Here is a 16,431-nt window from a genome sequence, read left to right as displayed (position 1 = left end):
GTGAGCCCAAATCAACCTTTCACACTGCCGAGCACGAGTCCTTTCGTAAAATATTTCTGCAGGAACGGATAGACGATTAGGATCGGGACCGTTCCAAGGAACAACTGCGCTGCGCGGCCGGTTCGTACGTTCATTTGGGCGAGGAGCTTCGTATAGTCGGTGCCGGATCTCAACATCATTTTCTCGAAGTTGAGCAGCAGTGTCTGCAAATAGCTTTGCAGCGGGTAATTATCCGGATTGTTCATATAGATAATGCCATCAAACCATGAGTTCCAATGCCCAACGATGCTGAACAGTCCGACGGTCGCGAGCGCCGGCTTAAGAAGCGGCAGGAGGATGCGGATCAAGATTTGCATCGGACCGGCTCCGTCGATCGTCGCCGATTCCTCGATCTCTTCCGGCAGGCTCCGAATGAAGTTCATAAGAATGATCATGCTGTAGACGGGCAAAGCGCCTGGCAGAATAAGCGACCAGATGGAGTCGATAAGTCCGGTTTTAACGACGATGAGATAGCTCGGGATCAATCCCCCATTAAATAGCATCGTCAATACAAAAAAACCCATATAGATTCCGCGTCCCATCACTTTCTCCTTCGTTTTGGAAAGCGGATATGCGGTGAGGACCATCAAGATGAGGTTGATTATTGTCCCCAACACGACACGCTGGGTTGATACCCATACAGATTGTAAAAATTGGTCTCCTTTTAATGCAAACTCATAAGCCTTCGTCGTAAAATCGACCGGCCAGAATACGACTTCTCTTGCCGCTACTGCTGCGCTACCGCTAAAGGAAACAGCAAGCAGATTAGCGAACGGCAGGATACAAATTAGCGAAACCAAGAACAGAATCGAATAATTGGCGAAAATAAACAGCCTGCGCCCTAGGCTTTTGTCTTGAACCATAGCTTCCTCCTTAATAAATCTTATATCCTGCGGCTTTTTTCGCTAGCACGAGGGACAATACGACCAGGATACAAGTGATGACCGATTTGAACAGACCGATCGCCGTGCCTATTGAATATTGAGCTTGCACAATGCCGAGCCGATACACATACGTATCGATGATGTCACCGGATTCGTAGACAACGGGGGAATAAAGGTTGTAGATTTGGTCGAAACCCGCGTTCATGACGTTACCGAGGGACAGGACCGCCATCAGGATAATTATCGGTGCAAGCAGAGGCAGTGTAATATAGATCGTCTGCTTCCAACGATTCGCCCCGTCGATCAGGGCCGCCTCATACAGACCCGGGTCGATGCCTGACAAAGCAGCCAAATAAACGACCGTGCCGAAGCCGAACCCTTTCCAGATATCGGAGACGATCATCGTCCACGGGAAGATCGAGGGGTTGCCCAGGAAAGAAACGGGCTTCACGCCGATGCTTACGAGTAAATTGTTGATGATCCCATCCGAAGCTAGAATATCGATCATGATGCCGGCCATAATGACCCAGGATAGAAAGTTCGGGATATAGACAAGCGTTTGGAACGTCCGTTTGAAGGCCTTCTGCTTTACTTCGTTCAGTAATAAAGCGAAGATAACCGGCACGACAATGCCACCGATCAATTTGAAAATCGACATGTACAGCGTATTCCAGATCGTGCGCAGGAATTTCTCTTGCTTGAAAACGTGTTCGAAGTTTTCCATTCCGACCCATGGTGAATGGAAGCCGAGCCCCGGATTGTAGTCTTGAAACGCGATGACCAATCCATAGAAGGGGAGATAGCTGAAGATAAAAATGATAATGATGCTCGGAAGCAGCATGAGGTGGTAAGCCCTCTGTTGCCTTAACTTTCTCAACATGTCCCGATCCTCCGTTCCTAGAGTAATATAAAGAAGCGAGCGTAAACTCGCCTCTTTACATGGTTCTCAATCGTTAGTTATTTGTTGCCGTACATTTTGTTTACAACTTCGGTTACTTCGTCTCCACCGGCTACCCGCCAGTCCTTGATGAGCTTATCGAAATAATCGACGCTCTCAGTACCCATGATGATCTTCGTAAAGCCTTCTTTCAGAATATCGTTTAGCGTAGAGCCGTATTTGGCAAGTTCCTTGGGCTGTGCTCCCCAAAGCGAGGTCTTAATATACTGATTGTTGTCGATAATGGGCTTAGCGAGGCCATATGCGCTTCTCGTCGCGCCTTGCTGCAGGTAGTCGCCAACCGCGACCGGTGTGCCTTTCGTTTCAAACTCGACACTGTTGTTGTACTTCTGCCACTGACCAGTCGCTGTGAAATTGCTCGTGTCTTTCGTCTTCATCGCCTCGCTGACCTTCACGAACTGCTCGTAGTCCGTGTTCGGGTTCGTGACCTTAAACGGTTGAGGAGCTTGTTCCATGTGATCGTTTACGAAAGTGGCCAACGTCTCTGGCGATTCCTTGCTAAATCCTTCGTCCATCATATAGGCGTAGAAGTTTATCAGCTTGAACACCGCCTCCGGATTCTTAGATTTCTTGTTTACGACAAGGTAGTTCCCGTTTGCGAAAGAAACGGAATGAATCACTGGTTCGCCATTTGCGGGCGGTATGCTGTATGGATAGAATATCCCATCCTTACCCAAGTTAGAGACAACATCCATGCCCGGATTATAGCCCCACCACTGGTAGTGAGGTTGTACGCCGACTTTGCCAGCGACGACATTGGCGTTCATTGCTGCCATATCTTTAATCGAAAATTCCGGATCGATAATACCGAGCTTATACCATTCTGCAAATGTTGCAAGTGCGTCCTTCATTTCGGGCTGGGTCGAACCGTAAACGACCTTGCCGTCTTTGTCTGGAACCCATATGCCCGGATGAGCTCCCCATGCGACTGCGAGAGTGTTAAGTGTATCGAGCGTCTGATCAACCGCCATGCCGTAACCGCCGTATTTCTCCATGAACTTGAGCGCGATGTTCTTAACGTCGTCTATCGTCTGCGGATCCTGAAGCCCGAGTTCTTCCTTCCAATCGTTGCGGATCCAGAGAAAATCGGGCTGATCAATTAAGCCGTAGTGCAATTGCGGGATACTGTATAATTTGTTATCTTTCATGCCGGATTCAAAGCTATCACGGTCCATTTCCATGTATTCTTTCATCCGATTTGATGCGTACTTGTCGAACACCTCGGTCAGATCCATAACCATGTCCGCTTCGATCAACCTCTGCAGCTGCGCAGCGTTTACACGGAAAACATCAGGAAGCTCGCCGGTCGAGATCGCGAGGTTCAGCTTCGTTTCGTAATCGTCGGATACCCAATCCGTCACGACGTTGATGTTGAAACGTTCCTTGTACTCCCGCGTCCAGATGTTGTTCGTTATGTCTTCACCCTCTGGATAAAGAATGGCATTATCCGGTTCACGAACGGTGTGAATCGTGACCGGCTCATTGTATTTCCCGAAAGCGTAATCTACTTCCCCATTCTCTTTCGTCGCCTGTGAAGATTCAGCTCCCGATTCCGTCGCTTGCTCTTTCTTGTCCTCACCGTTGCTGCACGCAGCAAGTAACATTAGCGCAAATGCCAAGATGATGGATAATCCTTTTCGTTTCATATTGTACCCCCCATTTGTATCAATAATGGAATTTAGAGAAATAAATAACAGGCTCTTCATAAAATCCGTCTCGTCAATTTACTGACTCTTCTGGAGACCTTATTGAACCTTTAGCCAGTAGTTCATGTGAGTCAGCCACGCAATCACCCCTTTTTTCTTTCATTCGCTGCATACTTTATTCTGTACGAGCTTTTACTATCATGACATCATCAGGCTACGCCATCTATCAATATTGTGGACGAATCATCATAAATGTGCATTTCTATGTATAAAAATGAACTCGGTAGAACAAACACAAAACAAAAAAGCTGCTGTCCCATTGTTAGAGACACCAGCTTTTTTTACGGTAACATGTTCCGCCTCGAAATGAAGACATGTCATTACTTCAGCTTCTGACGTTCCTGATATTGCTTCGTCCACTCCTCCTCAACATCCTTAATGCCCATCTTCGCATACTTGTCCAGCAGTTCCTCAAGGCGCGCCCGGGCATCCTTTGCGCTGTCAGCGATCAGCACTTTCGCAATGTCAGTAAGCAGACCGGATTGTATATTCGCCCAGACGATCCCCGCTTTGCTGTTCGGGTCGATCGATAAAACGCTCAGGTCCGTTCCGTCAAATTTGAAAAGCTCGGCAATACGGCGATCCTCTTGCCGATCCGGCGATTCACTTTGCTTTTCCCAATTATACTTTTGATACTGGTTCAGTTCGAGATAACGTACTCCCGTTTTCTGACTGTAGCCATCCCAATCCTTCTGAAATTCCTCGTAAGCGTTTTGCTTCAGGACCGGTGTACCGTCTTTCATTTCCCAAGTCTCGCCTTCGATACCATAGAAGCTTAACATTTGGCCTTCCGGACTCATGTAGTAATTGAAGAAACGCATGATCGCTTCGGGATGTTTGGCGTTCTTCGTGATGACCGCCACGTTCCAGCCGACCGTGCTATAGCCCCCCATATATGGCTTGACACCGTCTTTCCCGGCCGGTATCGGGTAGGCTTTATAATAGATGCCGGGATTGGTCTTCTTCAGCACAGCATTCGGCGTCCAATAATCCCAAATCGACGAGAAGCTTGCTGCCCATTTTCCGTTGCTGCGCACTTCCTGTTCCATACCGTCGTTGTAAGAGAAATTCTCCGGGTCGATCATTTTCTCACGGTACATCTTGTTCAGCCATAGTAGCATGTCCTTGGTGGACTCGTTGAACATAAAAAACTTGACCTTTTGTTCCTTCTCGTCATAATAGCGGTAGTCCTTGTTTTTGCTTCCCCACATGTTCGACATTTCAATAAAAGAACCGTCGTTATAATCCAGGCCGAGAGGAAACACTATTTCACCGTTCGTCGTGCTCAGATTGGCATTACGCACCTTGGCTAAATAGGCTTCAAAATCTTCGATCGTCTTGATGTCGGGCCTTCCCATTTTCTCATAAATGTCCTCACGCAGCATGAGAGTTCTGCCGACAGAGAGCTCCCCCTTGTCGCTGAACCAGTTGGGGATCCCGTAAAGATGGCCGTCCGGGTGCTTCAACTTGTCGACGACATGCTGCGGTATAAAAGTACCGATCAGTTTGTCATACCCGTACTTTGCCGCAAGCACGTCAATTGGCAACAGCGCTTTCGAATTGACATAATTGTCCCACGTCGGCCCGCGGTCCATCCACATCACTTCCGGATAGTCTCCGGATATGAGCATGACATTCGCCTTCTGTTCGCCGTCACCGTCGGGACCGCTAAAATCGAATTGAACGCCAGTTTTTTCGGTAATACGTTTCGTGACCGGATCTGCACCCCACTTCTTTCCTTTAAACCCGCCATACATCCACATAGCTTTGACGGTTACATTCAACATGCTATTCGAAGAGTTGTCGGGCGGTATCTGCGCAGCATTCCCCTTCGGTTTCGACTCGGCGCTCCCGCCGGAACAAGAGGCGACCAAAGCCGCGGTCAATATTGTGGCGATCGCCATGCTCACTCCCCTCTGCCAACGCATCTCAACCACACCTTTCCACTAATTGAAAGCCGTTATTATTCATCCCGCATCAAAGTCAACTTGCGGTAATCGAGAGGCGAGTAGCCGCAGCACTTTTTGAATTGCTGGGCAAAATAAGAAAAATGAGAGAACCCGACTGCTTCCGCGACCGCGCTGATCTTCAAGTTTGTTTGGGAAAGCAGACATTTCGCTTCCTCCATCCGGACGTTCAAAATATACTCCGACAAGGAATACCCCGTTTCTCTGCGAAAAATACGGGAGACGTAACCTGCGTTCACATGAACGATCCCTGCGATCGTATCACGGGTAATCTCTTCATGGAAATGCTCTTGGATCCATTTCTTGATCTTCATGACCGCAACAGAATCATCCTTGCAATACGCTTTAAAATAGGACACGCACGTCTGTATTACCTTATCGCACCACCCCACAAAGTGATGAACGGAGCGCCTGGCGGCCGGGGCGGAAAGCAAATCTTCGTCCGGATAGATAGCGGAGATGGAAATTGTTTTTTTATGCGCGGCCGTATAAACCATATGGAGGATAGTATAGTACAACGATTCCAGCATTTCCGGATGTAAATCTTGCTCCCGACCCCAATAGTTGATCGTTTTTCTGATTTCCTCCATTAGAAGCTCCTCTTCTCCCGCTTCCAGCAAAGCAGACCACTGTGATGCAGGAAACTGACGGAACGCCCCCTTCAGAAGCTGAGGCGATCCTTCACGCAAGGAAACGACTTGATTCGATGCCGACACACTATCCCGTTCCAGCTTGACGAGCCGCCCATAGACTTCTGCCAAATCGGGAACTAGTGTCCATTCGCCGATATAACAGGACAAGCTGCATTTGAAATACCGTATGCATGATTGGATGTATTCCCGGCACTTTCCTTTGATCTGCTCGTCGAGGTGATACGGATCATCCTGTTGATAGGCATCGAGATGAATCAATACGACATTGTGGCCATCCAGGCTCTGTACGGCCGTGCCGCTCCCATCGTCCAGGATGATCTCCTGCGCAGCCTTGCGCAATGCATACTCCATAATCTCCTCATCCCTCAGGCTGAATTCTTCTTTCCAGCGTTCCACGCTGATGAGAATGGGAAGAATCGTTCCGCCTGCTTGGACGGGAATTTCGTAGAGCTGAAACATCGCATTCAGCTTCTCCGGTTCTAATCTGCACCTCTCTGACAGCAAATCCTGCCATATACGCTCCGACATAGAGGGAAGCTGATCTTCCCATAAGCGTACGTATTTATTGTAGGTTTCCCGAAACGCTTCATTTTCTTTGCGCTGCTCCAGCTTCCGTATCATTTCCTTCACGACAGACAGCAATTTATCAAGCTCAATCGGCTTCAAGATATAGTCGTGAATCCCGAGATGAACGGCTTTCTGCGCATAAGAAAAATCGGCATACCCGGTCAGAAATACCGACTCCAAGCCGGGATGGTTGTTCACGGCCCACTCCATCAACTCAATGCCGCTTCGCCCCGGCATTTCGATATCCGTAATCATACAATCAACCGGTTCGCGGTTCAGGATTTCGATCGCCTGCTTGGTGCTGTATGCTTTGTAGACAACAGAAACACCGACACCGGACCAGTCGATTCCTTCCGCAATGGCTTGTACCGCTAATTTCTCGTCGTCAACCACCAGCATCCGATACAATCAAGACATCCCCTTTTCCTGATGATTGTTGCAAACGTTCGGGACCTCCAGGGTCACAGCCGCTCCCTGAGGCTGCCTATTGGCAAAACGGATAGCCACTTCTTCCCCGAAATGCATCCGCAAGCGATGATAGACGTTCCAAATGCCCACACTTTCTCCTTGCCTGTCAAAGTATTCTCCGGTTTGCAGCCGTCTTAGCTTCTGTTCCTCAAAACCCTCTCCGTCGTCGAATACTGCAATGAATATTTTCCCCTCCGCCGTATCTGCGTCCATTCTCACTTCAATGGAGATATGAAGAACCGCTTCTTCGCCCTGGAAACCGTGAATCAACGTATTCTCTACGAATGGCTGAATGGTTAGCGGCGGGATCTCGACATCTTCAAGCTGTTTCGGAAGCAGTACCTGATAGAATAGTTGATCCGGAAACCGCAGCCTCTGAATTTCCAGATAATTGGCGATATGGGTGCACTCCTCCTTCAGTGTAACGATCTGACGGTCGGTTCGGATCGTAAAACGGAAGTAATCGGCCAGATGAATCGCCAATTTTTGTACGGTGGCATGATCCTTCAGCACAGCCAAACTATAGATGATATTCAGGGTATTCAAATAAAAGTGGGGTTTGATTTGACTTTGCAAATGCTTGAACTCGGCTTTTTGCACCCTCAATTTCTCTTCGTACATACCGATTGTTAAGCCTTCGATTTCGGAAGCCATATGATTGAATGTCTTGATCAAATAGGCGATTTCCCATTGTGCGGGAACCGGGAGACGAATCCTCAAATTTCCCTGGCCGATCATTCGCATCCCTTTCAGCAAGGAGCTGATCGGTTTAATTAACACACGCTGCAAAATCATAACAAAAATGAAAATGAGAAGAAGGACAATGAACGGAATCGAATAAATCGCCCGTTGAAAAAAAGGCAAGTTCAAGAGCAAATCTCGTTCCGGGATCAACAGCAGCATCCATATGGAAGACTGGGTGTACGGATGCACCATGTATATATAGCTTGCTGCACTTTTGTCATTGATCGTTCCATATTGTCCGTTTTTTTCGTTCCCCGGGTTCAACAATGGATCGGGAAAATCATTTGCGCTTATCGAAGTGAGTACTCGTCCCTCATCGGATACCAGCAAAAATTTGCCTGACTCGCCGAAATTCAAATTTTTCACCGGCTCCATGAACCTGGATTCCGGAATCCAGGCTCCTACATACATTCCGCTCGATCGGACGATACGAATCAGGCCCGATTCCGTGCCGGTGCTAACCCAGCGCCATCGGTCGCCCGATTCAGACGTGTTCACTAAACTGCGGATCAACGCATTTCGTTCGCGCCCCCGATTCGTATCGTACGATTCATAATACGAAATCAGATCATCATTGTCAGCGTTATATGCAAAGAACGAATCGACCAGATTGTATAGTCCGTGATCCGCATCGAATTTATTCATCAGCATGATTCGAGAGAAGATATAGTCCTCGGATTGTTCGGGGAATATAGCTAGAGTTTTGACATAAGTATCAGTGGTTGCGAGCTTGTATAAGTAGGAGTTGATATCGCTTAAGGATTTATCCATTGCTCGGGTGTGCAGGGACAACAGGTTCAGGTTCGATTGGGCGACTTGCTTGCGGACCACTTCCATAGCGTAATAATTGCTGTAGTACAAAAAGGCCGCCAGAGGCACGATGACGGACAGAAACCCAAAAATGAGTTTGGTTCGCAGCGAGCTGTTGATAGCCATTGATCTCCCCCCGAAAAAACTCTTCTTGTTTATTCCTCCACAACAATTTGAACACAAAACGGTCCATGAAAGCCATGGCAATCGACGGTATATAGCTGCGAATCATCAGCCCCTTCGTTCAGAAAAAGTGTGGTCCTGGATTCGTTTTGTACTTTGTAAGTCACTCTTTCGTATACCTGCCACTGCTCCCGCGTACCACCAGTGTCGTAGGTATGGTTACTGTTAACGGTACTTCTCGTCCTCTTATCCGTTCAAGAAGAAGATTCACAGCTGTTTTCCCCATTTGCTCAGCATAAAGCTTTACTGTTGTCAACGGCGGATGTATATAAGCAGATAAGTCGATATCGTCAAAACCAATGATCGTTACATCTTGTGGAATCCGGATTCCCGCTTCATGCAATGCACTCATCGCACCGATCGCGATCGGGTCATTCGCGGCAAAGAAAGCTGTCGGCATATCCCCATTTGCAATGGCCGTTAACATGAGCTCATATCCGCTTGCCGAATTCCATTCCCCAATATAGATATCGGATTCCTTACAGTAGCCCTGCTCCTTCACGATTCGTTCGAACGTTCTGTACCGAACTTCAAACTCTTCATCACCTTTGTTAAAACCTGGTTTCAGAGAAAATTCCCGTCCACCGATAAAGCCAATGCGGGTATGTCCCAACTGCAACAAGTAGTTCAGGGCTTGCTCTGTACCGTTCCCCAAATCAGAAATAACACAATCATATTTTTGATGATCCGGAGGGAGGCTGTTTACAAACACCACACGATTATCGTGAGGATATATTTTCTCCATATCACTCATAGAAACCTTAGCTACCACAATCATGCCATCCAAGTGATTCATCGTTTCATCTTGCCTAAACTGATTCATCCTTATGGTTTTCGCGAGTTCAAAACCCGCTTCCCTCGATTGCTTCTCAATCCCTTGCCTAATGATGTGGAAGTAGGGATCATCATATTCATCCTCCATCGAACACCACATTAAAAGACCAATTTTCGGAATGTTATCCTTCTTTGTCCGCTTTGGAGCTTTCCTCACTTTGTTTTGATATCCCAATTGGTTTGCAATGAAGATGATTCTTTCTTTTGTTTCCTTTGTAACCGAAAGTGTCGGATCTTCATTGAGAACTCTGGATACCGTTGCAATCGATACCTCAGCCACTTTTGCGATCTCCGTTATGGTCGCCAATTCCATCAACCCTTTAGTAAAATAATCGTTATTTTAGTTAAAGCAATCCTATCATATGACCTTTTTTTATGTCAATCACCATGTATATCCGGTTTAATAAATGCCGTTTCGGTTAAAATGCAGTTTTAACTATTATATTTAACCTTTTTTAACTGATATTTCGCAGGCAAATCGACCGTTATGTGATCTCAATCTCCCATGAAAGCAAAGAAGAGTATTCAATCCTCGAGGGATAAATACCCAAATACATGTTATTTCCTCCGCTTAAAATTTTCGAATACCCAAAACGAAAAAAAGCTTTTCTTTTTGTTAATAAAGGATAGCTTTTTCGTTTTAGGGGTGTATTAATTACTTAGCTTGATGGGCATGGGGTACCGCCAGCAAAACACGGATTTATGCGATACATGCCTTTCCCAATTTTATTATGACAAATATAGTTACATTCACTGACAAAAGAGATTAAAAATACTGACAAAGTGAATTACAACTCACAAGTTATCTCTCACTTTTTCCCCGAGTAATCTCTGTAGAAAACTAAAAATAACTGTCCCCAAAACACCCTCCCTCAATCCCTTACCCCACAAGGCTTCACCGCCAATTCTGAGATAAAAATTAATGTCCCGAAAACACCGAAAAAAAGACCTGAAAACTGGAAGAGAACTGGTTCAATTGTGAACGAAAACGAATAATAATTCGTGTCCCTGAAGGGGTAGAAGACCGCCTGAGAAAAGCAGAGATTGGCATTTAAAAAGCCTGAGTAAGAGCCTGGGAAATGCCTGAGTAAAACTGCCTCCGCTTATCCAAAAGCCTTGAGTAGACTGGGTTTCTGCTTTATTACCTATTCGGGATTTGGATGAGGAATCCCTGCTGTGGTGCCTTAAAGCATGAGAAAAAGACTGGAGAAATGGTAGAGGAAAACGGAAACCAGATTCCAATCTTTGGTGGTTTGGGGACAGTTAATTTTAGTTAGGGACAGTTAATTTGAAATTGGACGGGAATTTTTTATTTGTTAAACCGTAGTAACTATTGTATCAAGAATATATACAATATTGATTTAATCCTTATTTAATATCATATCTTTAAATAAATATATATCGTTCCCTCTTCTCTCAAGAATGGGGTAATCTTTATCCGCTAAAAATGAGATTGCATATAAAATATGCTCGCGATCGATTGAATTTTTTGAACCATCAATAAGATTTGTAAGATACTGATTAAAATCATAAACATATCCAAAATCATTCAGTAGATGCCGAATAGGAGACAAAATAAAGCCCGCCAAACTAAGCGGAGTTATTTCTTGCGTTAACTCTTCTATTACAATGGTTCTATCAGAATCAATTTCAGTTATTATTTGCTTTTGATTTGACATAACATCTTGTAAGTTTTCAAATAGGAACGTGAGGAAAAATTCCTCATCCTTATCGCTATGAATCTCGATAATTTTATTGTTGTTATATTCCATCTTGTATTCTACTAAGTTTCCGAAATCAGAGTTCTTTATTCCCATATGTTTTTCTGATTTTTTTGAATAAACCGAGGATATTTTTAATCCTTCAGGGAAAAGAAAATTTCGCTCTCCAAAAATCTCATTTAATTCAGATTTCAAAAAATCATTTTCGAGAACTATTTTTCTGTTTTTACTTTCAAGGTATTCACTGCTATATAATGTCCAGAAACCACTCATTTTTATTGCAAAATACAGTTTTGCATTCATTTTCTTAGCAAATTCTTTTTTCCTAAGATAGATGCTTTCTGATATGCTAAAATTACTCTTCTCAGTTGATTTTATTTCTACGATGATTTTTTCACCATTTACTAATTCAATATACAAGTCGGAAGCGACAGTATTTGTCAGCTTAGCTACACCTTCTTCGAATCCTACAATGTTTTTGCACCATTGTAATAAATAAATCATAATTGTAAATTCTATCTCATTCTCTTTACCCCAGATCCTTTTTGTAAGGTCAGTTGGCGTCAAACCAAGCATAACACTAACTTGTTCTTGTTGTTCTTCATTTAAGAAGTTTTTTACACCAAAAAATGCCTTTACTTTTTCCATTGATGTTGATTCCATATTCACTGATCTCCATAGCGATTAGTCACTTACAGGCATTTTGAGAGTTAGGACTGTTAATTAAATAAATATGAAGGTATTACACTCCTTTATTATTACTTAGGGCGTTTTGTGTATCTCCCGCCTCCGTTGTTCTTCCTCTACATATCGAGAAAGAGATTCCTCTTTCAAGCTTAAATAAGCATCTCGCATAAGTTCTACATTATCATATCGGTCACTTGGCTCTCGGCGAGTAGCCTTCTTGATGATTGGGTAGAATGCTTGATTACTCATTACATTATCAGGATCGCGTCCAGTTAAGATAAAAGCGAGCAATCTTCCAAGTGAGTAGATGTCACTTAGATGTGTACCATCCTTGAGCCTTTCCCTTTGTTCAGGGGCAACATACAAAACATGACCAAAGTCACTGACATTGGATTTCGTATGCTGTTTAAGTTCTCTGTTACTTCTTCCAAGCCCAAAATCCGCTAACTTAACGAGTGTGCACGGGGTAGTGTTCCAAGTAAGGATATTCTTCGGGCTGAGGTCTCGATGAATAATGGATCTACTGTGTGCCACACAGATGGCGTGAAGAATCTGCTCGAAGATGATAAGGCGATCTGTTATCAGCAACTTCCCATTGTTTTTTCTAATATGTTCATACAGGTTGTCGTCCGCGAGCTCCATATCATACTGCAATTCTTTTGTGTCAAGATCGTAATCAAACAGATCTACGACATGTGGATGTCCTTGAAGTTCTTTTAGAAGTTCAACTTCACGCTTAAAGCGAACAATGTAATCTTCGTTATCCCAATGCTCCTTGAGTAGTTTCTTACGAGCGAATTTTCTCCCAGTCTTTTCATCCATGTATGTACTCACATTGCTAAAGTATCCATTGCCAATACTTTTTATATGAACCCGTTTCGGAGTTGGTTTAATACTTTCTTTTGTTGCTTCAGGAGATGCAAAACTTACCCTAACCGCACCACCAGCATAACTGATGCTCCCATTTTCACAAACATAACCATCAGCCTCGAGCACCTTTTCTAACTCAAGCTGATCAGATATCGCGAGTGTGTTATAAAATCCATTGAGAAGCATGAGTAGTTTATTTCTGATACTATCTACATTTTGGGTTATTGTGACTGTATAACGGCCAAGAATCTGCTGAACCAAGGCAGGCTTCTTTTTGTGAATTTTATATTCCTCTTCGATTTCTGCTATGGTGAATAGTTCAGTTGCGACCGCGATTTCTTTAATCATGTCATGATGCAATACCGAAATGATTTGGGAAGCTTTCAATCGCGTTATATCTCTCATGATCTGAGAGCGGATAACAACCTGTTCTTTTTCCTGGTTTGGAGTTTTAACCTCATGTTCAAGTGCATAATCAGGGTAGGTAAAGATGTTATCTACAGAAACATATTCATCGTTGAGCATGAGTTCTTCGAACCTTTTCTGTGAAGTATATGGCAATGTTTTGTAAAATTCGTTGATGAGAAAAAGAATGTCCTCACGTTTTTTTCTTTCTGACATGACGTTTGCTACAGAGAAAGTAGAAATGATATATCTTACGAGCAATTCCTTGCTGGAGTGCCGTGGGAAGTCATCTTCGATATCCGCCATCGAAAACAATCCTGTTCGGATGGCGATTTTATTAATTGAGTCCCTTCCGAGTGCTTTGCTGATTATTTCTGAAATACCTAACAATGTAGTATCTTTCAACAATTTCACTATAATCCCGCCTTTATTTGATTAATAGGCTTGTTAAATCCAATGCAAGAAATCGTAAAACTTTTCTCTTATTAACTCACACTTCCACCTGTTTTTTATTACAGTAACTATTGGAATGAGGGGAGCAACCAGACAGATTAAATCTACTTCGTTTTTCAAACATAGGACATCTAACTTACTTAGTTTATCTGAAAAAGTACGAATATTCTTGTGTCTGTCTTGATAATGATTTTGCACAAACCAGACGAATTGGTTGTGAAAGACAGTCCACAATCAATCCCCAAAATATGCATAATGATGTGTCTCCCTTAGCTCAAAACATAAATAAGAATTTGATTTAATCCACATGGTCTTAAAATTGCTATTACCTATTTACGACTCCCCCTCAATAATTAAAGCTTTAAACTCGTCATCCAAGTCAAGCTCTTCTATTACAGCGGGATCTATTCTCTCCCTATATGTAACAAGTAGTTCGCAGTAAATTTTCTTTCTGTCATACTCCCATGAACCATACATAGATTTTTTCAACGCATCAATGCTTCTGTTTAAATCTCTAAATGCCTTATTCATAGCAAAAATTAGTTCTTTATCCCATTCGACGTATTCAAACCATGATATAATTTCTTTTTCTCTTCTACCGTTATTCCTGCGTATACTATCAAAATCAACATCAAAGAAATATGATCCACTACCGAGAACGAATTTATTAAAGATTCTCTTGTTCTTTAAAATCCCAAGCATTTCTTCATTCATTTCAACATTTTCAATAATGCTTAGATCCAGTCGTGCTATTTTATTCAAATCAATTTCAGTTGGATAATTCTTTAGTAACACACAAAGAATATTCCAGAAATTTTTATTACTTCCCGTATACTCAAACCATGTCTCCATCCATTTCGAAAAGCTATCTTTAATGAATCTTCTCTCTATTGAAGTTGCTAAACTTAAAATCTTTGGAAAGTGCTCATAGAAACTAATAAAGTAATCTGAATTAGGCATAATGCTTCTTACAAAACCCTCTTGTATATTTTCATATGGAGAATCCACAATCCCCCGCCAAAATTCAACATTTCCAGAAGTTATTAAATGTCGGTTAATTCCATAAAACTTCCCCAAAAATACTGAAAAGAACTCTTGTGCACTATCCTTAAAGACAATATTAATATCATTAATTAGTAATAACTTTCTTGAAGGCTCCTCAATATCACGATACTTGTAATATTCCAAAAATCGCTCAACAAGATATTCTCTTCCTCCACGTACATAGAACTTGCTCATATTATCATGGATGTAACTCCAAAAACATTCTACTGTCGAACTATCAATAGTGCCTTTTTTTGCATGGGCACATTTATTCCTAACATTCTTCCAGTAGGTATATTCATTTTTAGCTTCTTCACGATTGCTAAAAAAAATAACAGCTCTGGTGGTAGAGGTGGATTGCGGATCAGGATCCCCATCAATGATCTTATTAAGGTGACTTTCCCACTTATCATCATTGCTTAATATTGATAAAATGTTGCTTTGCCATTCCTCTTCTTTACCATGATACGAATCGGGTCTATATTGGCAATTAACGATTCGATTCTTTATAGTAGTTTTAAAAGCCAAATATGACATGAGAAAAGCCGACTTATAAGCCCCCACCTTGTAACATATAACAGCTTCTTGAAATAGATCTTCAGCATTTGCATCAAATGGTCTTACTTTATCAACCCATTTTTCAATTTGTAATTTCAACTTATTTCCCCCATTAATTCATTAATTCTGAAAAGACACGTTTTCTCCATATCCCTCTCACATATGACATACTTGGAAAAGAATAAATAATAGCCGATCATAATTCGAGACAAGCCCGATAATTGATCGGCAAAAATTGTTCAACACTTGTAAAAAAATCTGCGTTGGTCTTTTTCTAATTCAACTATTATTTTCAATTGACTTGCTTCTTAAAGAAATTGACTTAATAAAATAGTTCGATAGTTTGATAGTTCTATACTACCATGAGGAGAAACCAATCTCCACATAATACCTAATGACTTGACATTATTGAAAAAATACCATTCTATTAACTGTGATAAAAATTTCTTCCGATAACGTATCTTTTCAGAATACTTATTGAGAATGATCTGAACAATCCCCACATGCCTTATTACTTATTTCCTCTCCAACTAAAATCGATATCGAATTTTTCGCCAATTCTTAGTATTAGCTATACATAATAAGAATGGACTGCCTCGGCAGTCCATTCCTTCAAAGAAAAATCCTATTTTATAAAATTGATTCTCTTATACGTCATACTATTTTATTTACATTCATAAACGCTTGCTTTAGAGTGCTTTTGCTTAAAATCTGCAATTGCCGTAGACATCTCTTCCTTCGTTATCCCATCAAAGCCACTCCCAAATACTCGGTGCTGATTTTCCTTTTGAAAATTTTTCACTCTTATCTCGTCCCCAAAAATGATAAATTCTTCTTTAGTGTCCTTATCAAACATCAACCAAGCTGAGTACATTTAAAA

General features: G+C 42.7%; 11 protein-coding genes. All 11 read right to left on the bottom strand.

The features are described from left to right. Positions 1 to 11: 11 nt before the first annotated feature. On the bottom strand, positions 12 to 902 hold the full coding sequence (locus ACN6MW_RS20370) for a carbohydrate ABC transporter permease (protein WP_419871815.1): 891 nt from the start codon (positions 900 to 902) through the stop codon (positions 12 to 14). Positions 903 to 912: 10 nt separating this feature from the next. After that, positions 913 to 1,803 carry an ABC transporter permease gene (locus tag ACN6MW_RS20365; protein WP_419871814.1) on the bottom strand — a complete coding sequence of 297 codons (891 nt, stop codon included), beginning with the start codon at positions 1,801 to 1,803 and terminating at the stop codon, positions 913 to 915. Positions 1,804 to 1,880: 77 nt separating this feature from the next. Further along, the gene (locus tag ACN6MW_RS20360) at positions 1,881 to 3,527 is read right to left on the bottom strand and encodes an extracellular solute-binding protein (RefSeq protein WP_419871813.1); all 1,647 of its coding nucleotides are present in this window, start codon (positions 3,525 to 3,527) and stop codon (positions 1,881 to 1,883) included. 380 nt (positions 3,528 to 3,907) lie between these two features. Continuing rightward, positions 3,908 to 5,491: an extracellular solute-binding protein gene (locus ACN6MW_RS20355; RefSeq protein WP_419871812.1), complete on the bottom strand. Its 1,584-nt coding sequence runs from the start codon at positions 5,489 to 5,491 to the stop codon at positions 3,908 to 3,910. Positions 5,492 to 5,550: 59 nt separating this feature from the next. Beyond that, a complete protein-coding gene (locus ACN6MW_RS20350) occupies positions 5,551 to 7,173 on the bottom strand; it encodes a response regulator transcription factor (RefSeq protein WP_419876401.1) in 1,623 nt (540 codons plus the stop codon). A gap of 9 nt (positions 7,174 to 7,182) precedes the next feature. Beyond that, positions 7,183 to 8,922, bottom strand: coding sequence for a cache domain-containing sensor histidine kinase (locus ACN6MW_RS20345; RefSeq protein WP_419871811.1), 1,740 nt, complete (start codon positions 8,920 to 8,922; stop codon positions 7,183 to 7,185). 160 nt (positions 8,923 to 9,082) lie between these two features. Further along, positions 9,083 to 10,120: a LacI family DNA-binding transcriptional regulator gene (locus ACN6MW_RS20340; RefSeq protein ID WP_419871810.1), complete on the bottom strand. Its 1,038-nt coding sequence runs from the start codon at positions 10,118 to 10,120 to the stop codon at positions 9,083 to 9,085. 1,054 nt (positions 10,121 to 11,174) lie between these two features. Next, on the bottom strand, positions 11,175 to 12,197 hold the full coding sequence (locus ACN6MW_RS20335) for a hypothetical protein (RefSeq protein ID WP_419871809.1): 1,023 nt from the start codon (positions 12,195 to 12,197) through the stop codon (positions 11,175 to 11,177). A 99-nt stretch (positions 12,198 to 12,296) separates the two neighbouring features. Continuing rightward, complete coding sequence (locus ACN6MW_RS20330; RefSeq protein WP_419871808.1) at positions 12,297 to 13,910, bottom strand: serine/threonine-protein kinase; 1,614 nt, start codon at positions 13,908 to 13,910, stop codon at positions 12,297 to 12,299. 372 nt (positions 13,911 to 14,282) lie between these two features. After that, on the bottom strand, positions 14,283 to 15,650 hold the full coding sequence (locus ACN6MW_RS20325; RefSeq protein WP_419871807.1) for a hypothetical protein: 1,368 nt from the start codon (positions 15,648 to 15,650) through the stop codon (positions 14,283 to 14,285). 565 nt (positions 15,651 to 16,215) lie between these two features. Beyond that, positions 16,216 to 16,425, bottom strand: coding sequence for a hypothetical protein (locus ACN6MW_RS20320; protein ID WP_419871806.1), 210 nt, complete (start codon positions 16,423 to 16,425; stop codon positions 16,216 to 16,218). Between the last annotated feature and the right edge of the window lie 6 nt (positions 16,426 to 16,431).

Origin of the sequence: Pristimantibacillus sp. PTI5, from assembly GCF_048572955.1 — a bacterium.
Classification (GTDB): domain Bacteria; phylum Bacillota; class Bacilli; order Paenibacillales; family Paenibacillaceae; genus Pristimantibacillus.
Note: the sequence above shows the minus strand (reverse complement) of the source record. Positions and strands in the feature narration are given on the sequence as shown.